Genomic DNA, 16296 nt, shown 5'->3' with positions numbered 1-16296 from the left:
TCGCCATGAGACTCACTCATCAGGCGCGGTACACCGATGCACCGCTGAGACATCAGAGTGACATCACCGCGCTTCGCTGGGGAATACCTTTCACAGAAATAACGCTATGCGCGAAAAGCGTTTCACCGACTCCGCCATCCGAGAGTGGCGGAGCCGGCGAAAGTGCGTTTACGAGTGGGCGCGAGCGCTGTTGCGCAGCACTTTCACCTGATCATGGTTGCGCTGTACGCCATGGTACTGGCGCTCGACCAGGCTGTAGGACGCCGACGCCGGGGCGACCTTGGCCAGTTTCTCCAGGGCTTCCCTGTACGCCTTGAGGGCATGGTCCTCGCCGCGCTCGGCCTCGTTGAGCACGGCTTCGTCGTCCTTGCCGGTGACCATGGCCTTGAGGTCGACCCAGCGCCGGTGCAGGTCACCGCTGAGGCTGGTGGAGGTTTCCGGATCGCCGCCCAGGCTGCGCACATGCTGCTGCAACTCGGCGGCGGCACCGGCGCAGTCGCCGGAGCGCTGCAGGAAGAAGGTCTTCAGGTCGGTGCGCTTGACGTCCTCGGCGCACGTGGCGAAGCCCTTTTCACCGTCCTTGCTGAATTCGATGAGGTCATTGAGTACGGAAACGACTTCTTTGTTGGTATCGGTCATGACACAGCTCCTTTTTGCATGAGGGATGTGGCATGACTCGTCGCAGGCTTCATGCCATCTCGACAGATATTGAAAAACCTTTATTTATCAGATACCTACAAAAAATATCGAAAACTGTATGCCCGCTTTCTGCATGAACTGTCCTTTGGCCTTCATGCAGATTGCCTGTATCGTCCTTGCCATTCGTCAGCCTTTTCCCACCTGTCCACCTCATGCTGTCCACCTCATGAATCCCGAAGCCCTCGAACTGCTGGTCACCCGTGAAATGCCCTATGGCAAGTACAAGGGCCGCCTGATCGCCGACCTGCCTGGCCACTACCTCAACTGGTTCGCCCGCCAGGGCTTTCCCAAGGGTGAGCTGGGCGGCCTGCTGGCGCTGATGCACGAGGTCGACCACAACGGTCTGTCGGACCTGCTCGAACCGCTGCGCAAGAAACATCCCCGCCCCCGTCCCTGAAAAAGCGAGATTCCGCATGACTCAGTTGCCTTCGTCCCAGACCTTCCTCCTGGCCCGCGATGAGGGCTACTGGCAGCGCGTCGCCGCGCAGTACGACGTCGAACCCGGCCCGATCAACCTGGAACACGGTTATTTCGGGCGCATGACCCGGGCCGTCACCAGCGCCTATCACCAGCATATCGATGCCATCAACCGCCTGAACTCGCTGCCGGTGCGCCAGCACTTCGAACAGATCGGCAGCGTCGAGGTCCGCGATGCCGTGGCCGGGCTGATCGGCGTGGCGCCGCAATCCGTGGCCATCACCCACAGCGCTTCCGGCGCGCTGCAGTCGATCCTGCGCAACTACAACCGCCTGCAGGCGGGCGACGAGCTGCTGGTCAGCGACCTGGAATACGACAGCGTGCAGAACGCCATGGGCTGGCTGGCACGCACGCGCGGACTCAAGCTGGTGACCCTGAGCCTGCCGCACCCGGCGACCTTCGAGAACATCGTGGAAAGCTACCGCGACACCTTCGCGCGCAACCCGCGCATCCGCCTGATGGCGCTGACCTGGGTCAACCACCGCACCGGTCTGGTGATGCCGGTGGAGGCCATCGCCCGCTGTGCCCGCGAGCATGGCGTGGAAGTGGTGCTCGACGGCGCCCATGCCCTGGGCCAGATCGACTGCGACCTGGAAAAGCTCGGCATCGGTCTGGCGGGGTTCAACCTGCAGAAGTGGATCGGCGCGCCGTTGAGCCTGGGGGTGATCTACATCGCCCCGGACAAGCTCGACGCGGTGGACGCGGACATGGGCGAGGTCCGTTATCCACAGGACGACATCCGCTCGCGGGCGCCCTATGGCACGCCGAATATCCCGGCCTGGCTGACCTTGCCCACGGTGATCGAGGAGCACCGGGCCATGGGTGGATCGCTGGCGAAGGGCGCGCGGCTGAATTACCTGCGCGATTTGTGGGTCGCACCTGCCCGGGAAATCGACGGGATCGAGGTGCTGACCCCGGATGATCCACGCCTGTATTGCGGGATCACCTCGTTCCGCTTTACCCGGCATGCCGACCAGGTGGCCATGGCCGGGCGCTTGCTCAAGGAACACAACCTGTTCACCGTGGCCCGCGACGGCTCGGCATGCGGGCCGTGCATCCGGGTGACACCGGGGTTCGTGACGACGCCGCAGGAGGTGGGGTTGCTGGTCAAGGCCCTGGAACAACTGGCCTGACGCGCCCTCCTCCCCGTAGGAGCGTGGCTTGCCCGCGAAAGGACCGCGTAGCGGTCCCGGTTCCTGATCTACAGACAGGCCAATGGTGTTCTCCCGACTGCAAATCGGGAACCGGGACCGCTGCGCGGTCCTTCGCGGGCAAGCCACGCTCCTACGATGTCTGCACCGCCAGCTCCACCACCTCGCTCTTCTTCACCAGGGCATAGACCACCCCGGTCAACAGGCTCCCCGCGACGATCGCCAGCAGGTACAGCAAGGCATGGTTGATCGCATTCGGGATCAGCATGACGAACAGCCCGCCATGCGGTGCCATCAGCTTGCAGCCGAAATACATCGACAGCGCCCCGGTCAGCGCGCCGCCGGCGATGCTGGCCGGGATCACCCGCAGCGGGTCCTTGGCCGCGAACGGAATCGCGCCTTCGGAGATGAAGCACAGCCCCAGCACCAACGCCGCCTTGCCGGCCTCGCGCTCGCTCTGGGCGAACTTGCGCCGGGCCAGGAAGCTGGCGATGCCCAGGCCGATCGGCGGCACCATCCCCGCGGCCATGGTCGCGGCCATCGGCGCATAGCTCTGCGACGCCAGCAGCCCCACGGAAAACGCGTAAGCCGCCTTGTTCACCGGACCGCCGAGGTCGACGCACATCATCGCGCCAAGGACGATGCCCAGCAGGATGGCGTTGGTCGTGCCCATGCTGTCGAGGAACTGCGTCAGCCCGGCGAGCAACCCGGCCACCGGCTGGCCCACCACGTAGATCATCACCAGCCCGGTGAACAGGCTGGCGAACAGCGGAATCAGCAGGATCGGCTTCAACGCCTCCAGGCTGGTCGGCAACCTCAGCCAGCGGCTGATGGCCTTGGCACTGTAGCCGGCGAGAAAGCCGGCGATGATGCCGCCGATGAACCCCGCGCCCAGGGTGCTCGCCAGCAACCCGCCGATCATCCCCGGCGCCAGCCCCGGCCGGTCGGCGATGGACCAGGCGATATAACCCGCCAGCAGCGGCACCATCAGCTTGAACGCCGCCTCGCCGCCGATCTGCATCAGCGCCGCCGGCAGCGTCCCCGGCTCCTTGAACGCCTCGATGCCGAAGACGAAGGACAAGGCGATCAGCAGACCGCCAGCCACCACCATCGGCAGCATGAACGACACGCCGGTGAGCAGGTGCTTGTACACCCCGGCCTTCTCGCTGCGCGCGGCGGGCGCCTGGCCGGCGGCGGACGGGCTTTCCTCGCGGGCTTCGGCCAGCGCCCTGGTCAGGGTGGCCCTGGCCTGCTTGAGCGCCACGCCGGTGCCGCAGCGATAGATGCGCTTGCCGGCAAAACGCTCGGTGGGCACCTCGATATCGGCGGCCAGCAGCACCACGTCGGCCTCGGCGATGGCCGCCGCGCTCAGCGGGTTGCGCGCGCCCACCGAACCCTGGGTTTCCACGCTCAGTTGCAGGCCCATCTGCTGCGCCGCCTGCTGCAGGGCCTCGGCGGCCATGAAGGTGTGCGCGACGCCGGTCGGGCAGGCGGTGACGGCGACGATCCGCCGGCCCGGCTCGGGTGCCGCGGCCACGGTATCCGGCCGCTGCAGCGTCGCCTGCTGCGCCGCCTCGCGCAGAAAGTTATCCACATCTCCCAGCGCCTGGGCCGGGGTGCTCTGGAACAGGCGCTTGCCAGCAAAGCGCTGCAAGGCCAGCGGGCCGCTGCTGACCACCAGCACCCAGTCGGCATCGGCAATGGCCGCCGCCGACAACTGTCGCTCGGGGCGCGCCGGGTCGTGCACCTCGACACAGGTGCTCCAGCCCAGGCGCTGCGCGGCGGCATCCAGCAGGCGCGCGCTGACCACGCTGGACACCTGGCCGTTGGGGCAGGCGGTGATGATCGCGAGTTTCATTGGACACCCTCTTGTTCTGCGTCGGGGTTGTGGATAACGACCTCGGTTTCCAGGCGCGCCAGTTGCGCGCGGTCGTTGATGCCGAAACCGATCTGGCTGACCGCCTGAGCGGCAATCGCGGTGGCGCGGCGCAGGGTCTGCGATGCCGGTTCCGCCGCCAGCAGACCGTGCAGCATGCCGGCCAGCAGCGAGTCGCCGGCACCCACGGTGCTGGCGACCGTCACCCGCGGCGGCACGCCTTGCAGCAGGCCATCGCGGTTGAACCAGTTAACCCCCTGCTCGCCCTGGGACACCACCACATGGGCGATGCCCTGATCGAGCAGGCGTTGCGCGGCCTCACGCTGCTGGGCCAGGCCCGGCAACGGCTGGCCGACCGCCTCGCCCAGTTCCTCGGTATTGGGCTTGATCAGCCACGGCGTGGCGCGCAGCCCGGCATTCAGGGCCGCGCCGCTGCTGTCGAAGGCGACTTTCAAGCCCATGCCGCTCAGGCGCAGGAGCAACTGTTCCAGCCATTGCGGGGTGATCCCGCGCGGCAGGCTGCCCGCCACCACCACGGCGTCATGCCCCGGTGCGAGCTGGTCCAGACGCTGCAGCAGCGCGTCCCGCGCCGCCTCGTCCACCTGCGGCCCGGGGCCGTTGATATCGGTGACCTGGCCACCGGCCTCGACCAGCTTGATATTGCTGCGGGTCTCGCCGGGCACGCGGATGAAGCCGTCGACGAAACCGCGCTGGCTGATCAGCGCCTCGAACGGCGCAAGGTTATCCACACCCAGGAACCCGCTGACGCTCAGCTGGTGCCCCAGATCGGCCAGCACCTGGGCCACGTTGAGGCCCTTGCCGGCGGCATGGCTGTGCTGCGCCGAGGCACGATTGACCGCGCCGGGACGCAGCGCGTCGAGGCTCACGGTGACGTCCAGCGCCGGGTTGAGGGTCAAGGTCAGGATCTTCGCCATCAGTGCATCTCCACCAGTGCCCGCACCTCGCCGGCACTGCCCAGGGCCAGCGCCTGTCGCGCCAGTGTCCGGGCCTGTTCAATACTCAGCGCGCGCACCTGTGCCTTGACTTCGGCAATGCCGCGCGCCGCCACGCTCAATTCATCCACATCCAGCCCGACCAGCAGCGGCACCGCCTGCGCATCGGCGGCCAGCTCACCGCACACGCCGACCCACTTGCCATGGGCATGGGCCGCGCGCACGGTCATGTCGATCAGGTTCAGCACCGCCGGGTGCAGGCCGTCGGCCTGGGCCGAGAGGCTCGGGTGACCACGGTCGATGGCCAGGGTGTACTGGGTCAGGTCGTTGGTGCCGACACTGAAGAAGTCCACCTCCGCCGCCAGGACCGGCGCCAGCAGGGCCGCCGAGGGTACCTCGATCATGATCCCGACCTGCAGGTCGGCCACCGGGATTTCCTCCAGCAGCCGGTCCACCATGCGCCGCGCCTCGCGCCATTCCTCGACCTGGCCGACCATCGGGAACATGATCCGCAGCGGCCTGTCGCCAGCAGCGCGCAGCAGGGCGCGCAACTGGCTTTCCATGACCTTCGGCCGCTGCAGGGTCAGGCGAATGCCGCGTACGCCGAGGAAGGGGTTTTCCTCCTTGGCGATCGGCCAGTACGGCAACGGCTTGTCGCCACCGACATCGAGGGTGCGCACCACCAGCGGGCGCCCGTCGAGGCCGTCGAGCACCCGGCGGTACTCGGCTTCCTGGGTGGCCTCGTCCGGCAGTTGCGGATGGGCCATGAAAATCAGCTCGGTACGCAGCAGGCCGACGCCTTCCGCGCCCTGCGCCACCACCGCCTCGATCCCGGCGCTTTCGCCGATGTTGGCGCACACCTCGACGGCATGGCCGTCGCGGGTGACCGCCGGCTCCAGGCGTCGGGCATCGGCGGCGCGCTGGCGCTGCGCGCGCAGCTCGCGTTCGGCCAGGGCCTTTTCCAGTTGGTCGCTGGCCGGATCGACGGTGGCGCAACCGCGCTGGCCGTCCAGCAGCAGCGCCGTGCCCGACGCCAGCAGCAGCACGCCCTCACCGGCGCCGACCACCGCCGGGATCCCCAGCGCCCGGGCGACGATGGCGCTATGCGCGGTGGCACCACCACGGGCGGTAAGAATCCCGGCGACCCGCGCCGGATCGAGACGGGCCACGTCGGACGGCCCGACTTCCGCCATCACCAGCACGTAGGGTTGCTTCGGCTCCGGCGTTTCGCTGAGGCCGCAGAGTTGCATCAGCACGCGGCGGCCGACATCGCGCAGGTCGGCGGCGCGCTCGGCGAGCAGGGCGTCCTGCAACGACTCCTGCTGGCGCGCCGCGCTGTCGATCACCGCCAGCCAGGCCGCCGCCGCGCTTTCGCCCTGGCGCAGGCGTCGTTCGACTTCCTCGGCCAGGCCTGGGTCGGCGAGCATTTCCTGGTGGGTGATGAAGATCTCGCGGATCGCGTTGACGTCGCTGCGCTGGATCAGTTCGTCGATATCGTCGCGTACCCGCGCCAGGGCCGCGTCCAGACGCTGGCGTTCCAGCGCCGGCGATTCGCCGCGCAACGGGTAGTCGAAGTGCTGCAACAACTGCACATGGGCCGGACCGCTGGCGATGCCGGGAGCGGCGGCCACGCCCTTGATGACCGAGCCCGCGACCGGCGCCAGCGGGGCGCTGTCCGCTGCGTCCGGCACCAGCGGCAACGGCGCGAGCGGTGCCAGCGCCTCGACTTCTTCGCCCAGGCCCTCTTCCACCGCTTTCAGCAGCACCGGCAGTGCCTCGGCGAACCCCGGCTCGACGCTGAACTCCAGCACCTGGCCGCGCCGCGCACCGAGGCCGAGCAGTTTGCTCAGGCTCTTCGCCGACACCGGTGCGGCGCCAGCATCCGCCAGACGGACACGGACTTCACCAGCGAACTGCTTGGCCAACTGCGCCAGGACCTTCGCCGGCCGCGCATGCAGACCGTGGGGATTGGCCAGTGCGATGCGGGCGCTGGGCCAGTCGTCCGGCACCGCGCCGCCCAGCAGCGCCAGCACGCCCTGCACCGTACCAGCGCGCAGCAGTTCCAGGCCGCGGCCTTCGATCAGCAGGGTGCACAGGCGATCCAGCAGGGCCTGCTGCGCATCGCCCTGGGCGGCCAGGCAGAGCAGGCCGTCGAGCGCCTGGCCGAGATGGCGCAGCGGCTGTTGCGGGGTGACGAAGGCCAGCCCCGGCTGACGCACCGCCTGGTCGCTGGACAGCAGCCACAGGCCGTCGCCCAGCGGCAGCGGCTGGGCCTGCTGCAAGTGCGCGGCGAAGCCGTTGTCCACGCACTCGGCGCGGCGCAGCAGGCGCGCGCCCTGCCACAGCAGGTCGTCGAAGTCATCGGCGGATACGCCGATGCCGATCGTCCGCTCCTCCAGCAGCATCTCCCGTGGCGCGCCCTGCAACAGTTGCACGACCGCCTCGGCACTCTCGGCGCGGCTCAAGGCCTCGGCCAGATCGCCTTCGCCAAGGGCCCGGGTCAGTTGCTGGAGCAGGCTCAGGTGTTCGTCGGAACGGGCGGCGATGACGATCGCCAGGTGCACGATCTGCCCGTCGCCCCAGTCCACCCCGGCGGGAAACTGCATCAGGCGCACCCCGGTGGCGAACACCTGGTCGCGGGTCTGCGGGGTGCCGTGGGGAATGGCAATGCCTTGGCCGAGAAACGTCGAGCCCTGCGCCTCGCGGGCCTGCAGGCCCGCGAGGTAACCCTCGGCCACCAGGCCATCCGCGACCAGTCGCGCCGCCAGCAGGTCGAGGGCCGCGGCTTTGTCCACAGCCACCTGACCCATGGCAATCTGCGCCGTGGTGAATTCGAGCATCGTCCTCTCCTTTTGCAACGCCAGGGCGGCGCCGAGGTATTGTTGTGTGGTTACAAGCATAGGGCCAGTACTTGTCCGATCCCTTGGCAAGCCGATCGTGCGGCAGGAAAATGGCTTGCTGAAACGTTTAATCTACAAATGATGTGCACGTTACTCGATAACCTGCGAACAAAGAAGCCCTTTAGTGTCGGACAATTGCGACAATGGTCGTCTGCGCCAATGGCACAGGATCGGCGACAATGACCGGTCAGGCTTCGCGCCCGCCCCGGCATATAACAAGGAAAATCTGGTGAAACTCAGCGATATAGCCCGTCTGGCCGGTGTCTCCGTGACCACCGCCAGCTACGTCATCAACGGCAAGGCCGAACAGCAACGCATCAGCAATGCGACTGTGGAGCGTGTCCGCGCTGTGGTCGAAGCCCATGGCTTCACCCCCAATCCGCAAGCGGCCGGTCTGCGCAGCCGGCACACCCGGACCCTCGGTTTCATTCTTCCCGACCTGGAAAACCCCAGCTACGCGCGCATCGCCAAGCAGCTCGAACAAGGCGCGCGGGCGCGCGGCTATCAATTGCTGATCGCCAGCAGCGACGACCAGCCGGACAGCGAGCGGCAACTGCAGCAGCTGTTCCGCGCGCGGCGCTGCGATGCGCTGTTCGTCGCCAGTTGCCTGCCGCCGAGCGATGACAGCTACCGCGAACTGCAGGCCAAGGGCCTGCCGATCATCGCCATCGACCGCAGCATGGACCCGAAAGCCTTCTGCTCGGTGATCAGCGACGACCAGCCGGCCAGCCTGGAGCTGACCCGCAGCCTGCTGGCCCTGAAGCCCGCGAATATCGCCCTGATCGGCGCCCGCCCCGAACTCAGCGTCAGCCAGGCTCGCGCCAGCGGCTTCGACCAGGCCCTGCACGCGTTCACCGGCAAGGTCAGCCAGTACCAGGGCGAGGCGTTCAGTCGCGAATGCGGACGCCAGCTGATGAGCGAACTGCTGGCCGAACAGGGCGGCCTGCCGGATGCCCTGGTGACCACCTCCTACGTCCTGCTGCAAGGCGTGTTCGACGCGCTCTCCACCCGCCCGGCGGATTCACGCGCCCTGCACCTGGGCACCTTCGGCGACACCCAGTTGCTCGACTTCCTGCCGCTGCCGGTCAACGCCATGGCCCAGCAGCACGGCCTGATCGCCGAAACCGCGCTGGAACTGGCCCTCGCCGCCGTGGAGCAAAAGCACTACCAGCCGGGCATCCATGCCGTGGCGCGAACCTTCAAGCAGCGGATCTTCAAGGGCTGACATGCGCCTGATCGACACCCACACCCACCTCGACTTCCCCGACTTCGACGCCGACCGCCACGACCTGCTGGCGGCGGCCCGGGCCGGTGGAGTGGAGAAGATGGTGGTGCTGGGGGTGTACGCGGCCAACTGGCAGCGGGTGTGGGAGCTGGTCAAGGCCGAGCCGACGCTGTACGCGGCCTTCGGCCTGCACCCGGTGTACCTGGACGAACATCGGCCACAGCACCTGACCGAACTGGGCGACTGGCTCACCCGGCTGCGCGGCGATCCACAGCTGTGCGCGGTGGGCGAGTTCGGCCTGGATTACTACCTGGAAGCACTCGACCGTGACCGCCAGCAGGCGCTGTTCGAAGCCCAGTTGCAACTGGCCGCGGACTTCAGGCTGCCGGCGCTGCTGCACGTGCGCCGCAGTCATGCCGCGGTGATCGCCACCCTCAAGCGCTTCAGGCTGGAGCGGGGCGGGATCATCCATGCCTTCGCCGGCAGCTACGAGGAAGCGCGGGAGTACATCAAGCTGGGCTTTCGTCTCGGCCTCGGCGGCGCGGCGACCTGGCCGCAGGCCCTGCGCCTGCACAAGGTGCTGCCGCGCCTGCCGCTGGACAGCGTGGTACTGGAAACCGATGCCCCGGACATGGCGCCGGCGATGTTTCCGGGGGTGAGGAACAGTCCGCTGCATTTGCCGCAGATTGCCGGGGCGTTGGCGGGGATCATGGGGATCGAGACGGCGACGCTGGCCGAAGCCAGTACCCGCAATGCCTGCGAGCTGTTTGGCTGGCAGTGATGCTGGCGCCCCTACCCCCCGTAGGAGCGTGGCTTGCCCGCGAAAGGACCGCGCAGCGGTCCCAGATAGCAGTGAGGTCTGGGACCGCTTTGCGGTCCTTCGCGGGCAAGCCACGCTCCTACGGCGGCGGGGGGGAGCATTGTGTGATGTTGGTCAGACGCGGAACGCCCCGATCAACTGCTTCAACTCCATCACCTGTGAACTCAACTGCCGGCTGGCATCCTCGGTCTGGTGCGCGCCCTGCGTGGTGTGCTCCGCGGCGCGGTTGATCTGCACGATGTTCTGGTCGATGTCATGGGCCACCGCGGTCTGCTGCTCCACCGCCGCGGCGATCTGCTGGTTCTGGTCGACGATCATGCCGATCGCGCCCAGGATGTTTTCCAGCGCCTGCTGCACCTGCTGCGACTGGCTCACCGTGCCCGCGGCCATCTGATGGCTGCTGTCCATCGCCCGCACCGCCGCGCCGACGCCGTTCTGCAGACGCGAGATCATCTCGTCGATTTCCCCGGTGGACTGCTGGGTGCGCTTGGCCAGGGTGCGCACTTCGTCCGCCACCACCGCGAAACCACGGCCCTGCTCCCCCGCCCGCGCCGCTTCGATGGCGGCGTTGAGGGCCAGCAGGTTGGTCTGCTCGGCGATGCTCTTGATCACTTCCAGAACCCGGCTGATGGCCTGGCTGTCGCTGACCAGCTGGTTGATCACCGCCACCGATTGATCGATTTCCTTCGCCAGCCCGGCAATGCTGCCCTGCTGCGATTCCACCAGGCTGCGACCGGTTTCGGTTTCGCTGTTCACGCTGTGGGCACTGCTCACCGCCGCCGCGGCGCTGCGCGCCACTTCCTGGGCAGTGGCGGACATCTGGTTCATCGCCGTAGCCACCTGCTCGATCTGCCCGCGCTGGCCGCTGACCGCCTGGTTGCTGCGCGACGACACCTCGTGTACCTGCTGGGCCTGGCGCTCCACTTCAGTGACGGTCCGACCGACCTTCTCGATCAGGTCGTGGATGCGCTTCACCGTGCCGTTGAACATCTGTCCCAGCTCGCCCAGCTCGTCGCGGCTCTGCACCTCGTAGCTGACCGTCATGTCCCCCGCCGCCACCTTGTCCATCACCTCGCCGAGGCTGTTCAGGGTGTTGCGGGTCGAGGCATAGAAGCCGCTGTAGAGATAGACCACCAGCAGGAACACACTGGCCAGGGCCACCACCAGCAGGATCATGTGGCGGCGGTATTCGCCCAGGCGCTCCTGCAACTGCTGGTCGAGGAAGGCCAGGGTGGACTCGTTGAGCTCATAGGTGCGGGCCATCAGCTCGCTGGTCTGCTTGTAGAAGCTCGACCAGGGCGCATCCAGGGTTTCCGCCACCACCACCTGGTTCTCGAACAGCTCCGAAGCCTGCTTCAACGATGCCTGGCTGGCCGCCGCCTGGTCGCCGAGACGGGCCTGGGCCTGGCGGTCGCCGGACAGGGCTTCCTGAATCTTCAGGGCGTAGTCGGCGGAAAGCTTCTCGATCTGCAGCAGCAGGTCTTCGAAGCGGGAACTGGCGGTTGAATTGATGAAGCCCTGGCCCAGGGAATAGGACCCCATGGCACGACCTTCACCGAGCACCTGGGTGACCTGCGGGGTGACCGTGATCAGCAGTTCGGTCAACTGGCGCAGGGCGCCGTCGACATCCTGGTTCAGCCCGGACTGGCTGGCGATCAGGCGCGGCAGGTTCTGTGCCGGGGTCTGCAATTTGTCGAACAGCGCCACCTGGGTCTGCAGCGACATTTCGCCAAGGGCGGCGCGCAAGGCGTCAAGCAGTTCATCGCGTTTGTCGACGAATGCCGTGCCCAGCGTTTCGTCGCTGTGCACCGGTTGCAGCGCCGCAAGCTTTGCCTGGACCTGCTGGCCAAGGCTTGCGATCCGCGCCTCGATATCCTCGGCCTTGCCCGACTGGCCGAGCACGGCGTTGATCTGCACCAGGTTGCCCAGGGTTTCCAGATCGCCGCGCACCGCCAGGCTGCCGCGCAGCAGGTCGAGGCTCTGCAGCTCGATGCGGGTGGCATTGAATTTGGCGTAGGAATCACGGACCAGATAGAAGTTGGTCACCAGCATGGGCAGGAAGAACAGGACACTGATCAGGCTGAACTTCATGCCGAAGCTCAGGCGATTCATCAGCGCAATGGCCGGACGCAGCAGGCTCTTCACTGGTCGTCTCCTTCGATTTCTTATTGTTGTCAGACGCAATGGCAGTTAGCCATTGGCGGCGCTCCTGCACTTGTATAGCGCATATCGAAGGGCGGTTTTGTAACTTAAGGTAAATGACTTGCCGGTCACCGATCGGGACCGCTCTGCGGTCCCGGAAATCTCACCCCAGCACGGTCCAAAGAGCAAAGAACGCATACCACAGCACCGCCGAGCGCAGCAGCAGCTCCCAGAGCTTGTCCAGCCCCGCCAGCCCTTCCTCGCCCACCGGCGCGGTCGCCGGCAATTCCGCCGCCGCATGCCCGGCAATGGTGATCAGCCGCGGCGCGGCGATATGCCAGTTGAGCAGTTCGTGCAGCATCACCCGGCTCACCGCGACGAAGTTGCCGACCAGGGCGAAGCTCGCCGCCAGGACGCGCACCGGCGCCCAGTCGAAGGCATGCCGCAGTTGCCGCGCGCGCTCCTGCAGCGCCGGGTTGCGCGCGTTGTCGGCGGCCAGCGCCAGCAAGCGATAGGCCAGCGCCGCCGCGGGACCGAGCAGCACATACCAGAAGATCACCGCGAAAAAGCTCTGGCAGGCATCCCACAGCAGATGCCCCTGGACCTTGTGCAGCAGGCTCTGCTCATCGTCGGCGAGCACCTGCAGGTCGCGCTCGGCGACATGCACCGCGGCCTGCTCGTCACCCCGCCGCCAGGCATCGCGAAATGGCCCGAGCGACGCCTTCACATCACCGCGGCCAAGGCTGTAGATCAGCACCAGCAGATGCACCGGCAGGGCCAGCAGGCCATAGGCCACCGGGTCCAGCACATGCAGCAGCAGCGCCAGCAACGCCACCGGGGCCAGCACCACGATCGCCAGCACCCACCACGGATGGGTCTTGCCGGTACGCTCCAGGCGAGCCAGCTCCGTCAGGAAAAAACCGTCACGTTGCAGGCGCGCACGCAGGGCGGAAAACTTCTCCACCCACAGCACCAGCAACAACACCAGGAAAGTCATCGATTCAGTTCTCCTTGTCCCGCAGGGTGGCGCGGTAACGGGCCCAGTCGAAGGCCGGGCCGGGATCGGTCTTGCGTCCGGGGGCGATATCGCTGTGGCCACAGATGCGCTCGCCATCGAGCGCCGGCCAGGCCGCGCGCAGTTGCCGGGTCAGGCATTCCAGTGCCTGGTACTGGGCATCGCTGTAGGGCAGCTCGTCGGTGCCCTCCAGTTCGATGCCGATGGAAAAGTCGTTGCAGGCCTCGCGCTCGCCGAAGCGCGACACGCCGGCGTGCCAGGCGCGATCAAGGCAGGAAACGAACTGGGTCACCGCGCCGTCGCGCTCGATGAGGAAATGCGCGGACACCCGCAGGTCCTTGATGGTCTCGAAAAACGGATGCTCGGCCGGATCGAGGCGGTTCTGGAAGAACGCCTGGACCTTGCCGGTGGCGAATTGCGCGGGCGGCAGGCTGATGTTGTGGATCACCAGAAGAGCGATCGCTTCGCCATCCGGACGCGCGTTGAAATTGGGGGAGGGGCAATGGGTGACGCCAGCGAACCAGCCTGTGGTGCGATCCAGCTGCATAGAAAATCCTGAAACACGGGGGCACCGCAGCAGTATGCCCCGAGCCGGCCGGGTCTGTATCGTTAAAAAGTGTGAGGTGCCTCAGTGGCGATCGCCCTTCAGCTGGCTGACCACGGAGTCAAGCGCCCGGTCGAACAGCAGGCTGTCGTCGAGCAGGCTGACATCCCCGCGCCGCAAGGCCAGCGCCAGGCCCATGGCACTCCACTCACGGACCTTCATCCCGCCGCGGTTGACGAAGACACAGCGGTCACTGTCATCGAACAGGGCGATCAGCTTGCAGCGCAGCGGCTCGTCGTCGTCATGCAGCTCGATCCAGGTGCCGGGTTGCAGCTGGCGCACCCTGAGCAGTTGCGGATCGTCCTCGGCCAGGCATTCGTCGCTGTCGCCCAGCGGCCAGTCTTCCGGCCCGCGCAGGACGATCTCGTCACGCACCAGCACCCGCTCGGTACCCGACTGCCCGTCACCCCGCCCGCCCGCTGGCGCGAAGGCGCCGAGATGCAGCGCCTCGAGGGCGGCGAAGAATTCACTGGTGGCGAAGGGGTCGAACACCGCGCCACCCAGGCCCTCGCGCAGCGCCTTGAGCAGACCCGGTACCCGTTCCAGCAGCAGGTGGCGATCTTCCGGCTGTTCCAGCGGGCCAACGCTCCACAGCAAGGCGTCCATGGTCGCCAGGGCTTCGTGCCAGGGCGCCGAGTGCTCGCCGTGCTTGAGCCACGCCAGCAACAGCACCTGGCTCCAGGCATCCTCCAGCACCCGCACGACGATGCGCGGCAACTGCCGGCCCTGCAGCCGGCAATTGAGTTCGTGCTGCACCCGACCGCGGGCATGCTCGGTGCGCGCACGGCCTTCCTCGGCATCACGGGTACGCTGCTCCAGCAGTTCGGCGCGGCGGCGCTCGTCATTGTTGAAGGCAAGGAAATCGTTGAGCAGTTCGGCGAAAATCGCCGGATCGTCGCTGAAATCGTCGAGCAGGCGCTGCACCAGCATATTCACGTGCTGGTACAGGTGATCGCGCTGGTGATCGTCGCGCCTGTCCCAGCCCATGGCGGCCGCGGCCAGCTCATTGAGCAGGCGCCGCGCCGGGTGGGTGACACGGCTGAAGAAGCGCTTGTCCAGCAACGCCACCTTGAGCATCGGGATCTGCAGGCGCCCGATCAGCACCCGCAGGGAATGGGGCAGGTTGCGGTCGTCGAGAATGAAATCGAAGAGCATGGCGATCAGGTTGATCACGTCCTCGTCGCTGGCCTCCAGACGCCGGTCGCTGCCGCTCTGCACGCTGAGGCGGGTCAGCAACTGTTCGAGGTGATGGCGCAGGTCGAAATCCTCGTGCTCCAGCTCGACGGGCACGTACTGCTGCAGGTGGGTCAGCAGGCGCAGCAGGTCGCGGCCGCTGACCGGACGCGCCGGACCGCCGCCAAGCCGCGGATTCAGACGCCCACGCACCGGGCGCAGCAAGGACTGCAGGGAGGAAAACACCGCCAGGGTGTTGGCATCGAGTGCTTCGACCTCGGCATTCGCCTCGTTGGCCGGCACCCGGATCTCCAGCACCGCGCGATCCTGGGCGCGCCGCTGGGGCAGCGCCTTGAGCTCGGGAAGGATGCCGGTGGCGATCAGCAACTGGTTGGCTTCGCCATAGAGCTGGTCGGCCTCGCGCAGCACGTAGCGCTCGAACAGCTTGAGCAGGACCAGCTTGACCTTGATCCCCACCCCCAGGCTGCGCCCGGCGCGCAGGAAGTATTCACAGAGCAGGGTCGGCCCCAGCGGGTTGTTCTGGTCGCTCAGCCGCTGCTGCAACAGGCTGTTGAAACGCAGGGTCAGCTGGCCGAGGGCGAAACCGTCGCGGGCCAGAACCCGGGCGACCATGCCATCCACCGCCACGGTGCGCTCCAGTTCGTCGCTGGCCACCAGGCTCAGGGTGTCATGGGCTGGCGTGCGGGCCGGCAAGGCGGTGAGCGGGTCACCGTGACCGACCTCCATGAAGGCGGCATAGAAACTGTCGAGAAAACCGCGCTCGATGCTTTTGCGCTTGTGCCGCAGGTCGCGCATGGCCTCGAAGAGCAGGTTCTGCTCCTTGTCGCTGGCGGCCTTGTCGGCCATTTCGAAAAGCGTGTCGTCGGCGTTGTCGAACAGCGCCTGGAGGGACTGGCGCAAATGCAGCGCGGCCTTGTCACGCACATGCAGCAGAGCGACCGGCAGACGAGCCAGGGGCGTGTGCGACGCCTGGATGGCGACGCTGCGCAAGGGCAGCACCTTCCCGTCTTTTTGCATCCCGGACTCCTGGCAGGGGGGGTGACTTCGAAATCGTCAAAGGCATGACGTCAAATATCGGTCGCGCATTATCTGGAAAAAATATCCCGTTCGCCAGAGGTACAACGCGCGGCACTCCAGCTTCGTGTAGACCCCCATTCCCGGCAAAACGCTCAACTTTCCCGACCAAAGGCGCGCCGTCGATACAACGCCCTCTGGCTGCTGCGTTCCCGCCCCCGCCTGC

12 protein-coding genes and 1 pseudogene are annotated in these 16296 nt (G+C 66.9%); 4 read left to right on the top strand and 9 right to left on the bottom strand.

Features of this window, described 5'->3' with window-relative positions; all coding sequences use genetic code 11:
- Window positions 1-168: 168 nt before the first annotated feature.
- Complete coding sequence (locus tag CHB99_RS08120; RefSeq protein WP_042120919.1) at window positions 169-639, bottom strand: ferritin-like domain-containing protein; 471 nt, start codon at window positions 637-639, stop codon at window positions 169-171.
- Between the two features lie 226 nt (window positions 640-865).
- Here CHB99_RS08120 and CHB99_RS08115 point away from each other — a divergent pair, with 226 nt between their 5' ends.
- Together CHB99_RS08115 and CHB99_RS08110 are read left to right on the top strand one after the other, a co-directional pair.
- Window positions 866-1096, top strand: coding sequence for a DUF3820 family protein (locus tag CHB99_RS08115; RefSeq protein WP_042120920.1), 231 nt, complete (start codon window positions 866-868; stop codon window positions 1094-1096).
- Between the two features lie 16 nt (window positions 1097-1112).
- A complete protein-coding gene (locus CHB99_RS08110; RefSeq protein ID WP_084702463.1) occupies window positions 1113-2309 on the top strand; it encodes an aminotransferase class V-fold PLP-dependent enzyme in 1197 nt (398 codons plus the stop codon).
- A gap of 151 nt (window positions 2310-2460) precedes the next feature.
- Here CHB99_RS08110 and CHB99_RS08105 read toward each other — a convergent pair whose 3' ends face one another.
- Genes CHB99_RS08105 through ptsP form a run of 3 tightly spaced genes read right to left on the bottom strand, consistent with a single transcriptional unit; the run spans window position 2461 to window position 7996 of the window.
- Window positions 2461-4185, bottom strand: a complete 1725-nt coding sequence (locus CHB99_RS08105) for a PTS fructose-like transporter subunit IIB (RefSeq protein WP_042120921.1) — start codon at window positions 4183-4185, stop codon at window positions 2461-2463.
- Complete coding sequence (pfkB, locus tag CHB99_RS08100) at window positions 4182-5138, bottom strand: 1-phosphofructokinase (protein ID WP_042120922.1); 957 nt, start codon at window positions 5136-5138, stop codon at window positions 4182-4184. The genes CHB99_RS08105 and pfkB overlap by 4 nt, the downstream gene beginning before the upstream one ends.
- Complete coding sequence (ptsP, locus tag CHB99_RS08095; RefSeq protein WP_042120923.1) at window positions 5138-7996, bottom strand: phosphoenolpyruvate--protein phosphotransferase; 2859 nt, start codon at window positions 7994-7996, stop codon at window positions 5138-5140. Before ptsP ends, pfkB begins: the two co-directional genes overlap by 1 nt.
- 289 nt (window positions 7997-8285) lie before the next feature.
- On the opposite strand from ptsP, the gene cra reads away from it, so the two are divergent.
- Entirely contained in the window at window positions 8286-9281 is a 996-nt protein-coding gene (gene cra / locus CHB99_RS08090) for a catabolite repressor/activator (protein WP_042120924.1), read from the top strand.
- 1 nt (window position 9282) lies between these two features.
- Entirely contained in the window at window positions 9283-10062 is a 780-nt protein-coding gene (locus CHB99_RS08085; protein ID WP_042120925.1) for a TatD family hydrolase, read from the top strand.
- Window positions 10063-10215: 153 nt separating this feature from the next.
- On the opposite strand, the gene CHB99_RS30540 is transcribed toward CHB99_RS08085, so the two are convergent.
- The 5 genes and pseudogenes from CHB99_RS30540 to CHB99_RS08065 form a co-directional block, all read right to left on the bottom strand.
- Window positions 10216-10920 (bottom strand): methyl-accepting chemotaxis protein, encoded by a 705-nt coding sequence (locus CHB99_RS30540; RefSeq protein WP_401251748.1) that lies wholly within the window; start codon window positions 10918-10920, stop codon window positions 10216-10218.
- Window positions 10921-11070: 150 nt separating this feature from the next.
- Window positions 11071-11277 (bottom strand): annotated as a pseudogene (locus CHB99_RS30535) (HAMP domain-containing protein); the annotation flags it as partial.
- Between the two features lie 1129 nt (window positions 11278-12406).
- Entirely contained in the window at window positions 12407-13240 is an 834-nt protein-coding gene (gene ampE, locus CHB99_RS08075) for a regulatory signaling modulator protein AmpE (RefSeq protein ID WP_042120937.1), read from the bottom strand.
- Window positions 13241-13244: 4 nt separating this feature from the next.
- Window positions 13245-13805, bottom strand: a complete 561-nt coding sequence (gene ampD, locus CHB99_RS08070; protein WP_042120939.1) for a 1,6-anhydro-N-acetylmuramyl-L-alanine amidase AmpD — start codon at window positions 13803-13805, stop codon at window positions 13245-13247.
- Window positions 13806-13886: 81 nt separating this feature from the next.
- Window positions 13887-16073 carry a DUF1631 domain-containing protein gene (locus CHB99_RS08065; RefSeq protein ID WP_042120940.1) on the bottom strand — a complete coding sequence of 729 codons (2187 nt, stop codon included), beginning with the start codon at window positions 16071-16073 and terminating at the stop codon, window positions 13887-13889.
- Window positions 16074-16296 lie beyond the last annotated feature (223 nt).

Source organism: Pseudomonas japonica, from assembly GCF_900188455.1.
Classification (GTDB): domain Bacteria; phylum Pseudomonadota; class Gammaproteobacteria; order Pseudomonadales; family Pseudomonadaceae; genus Aquipseudomonas; species Aquipseudomonas japonica.
This window is presented reverse-complemented; position numbering and strand designations above follow the sequence as displayed.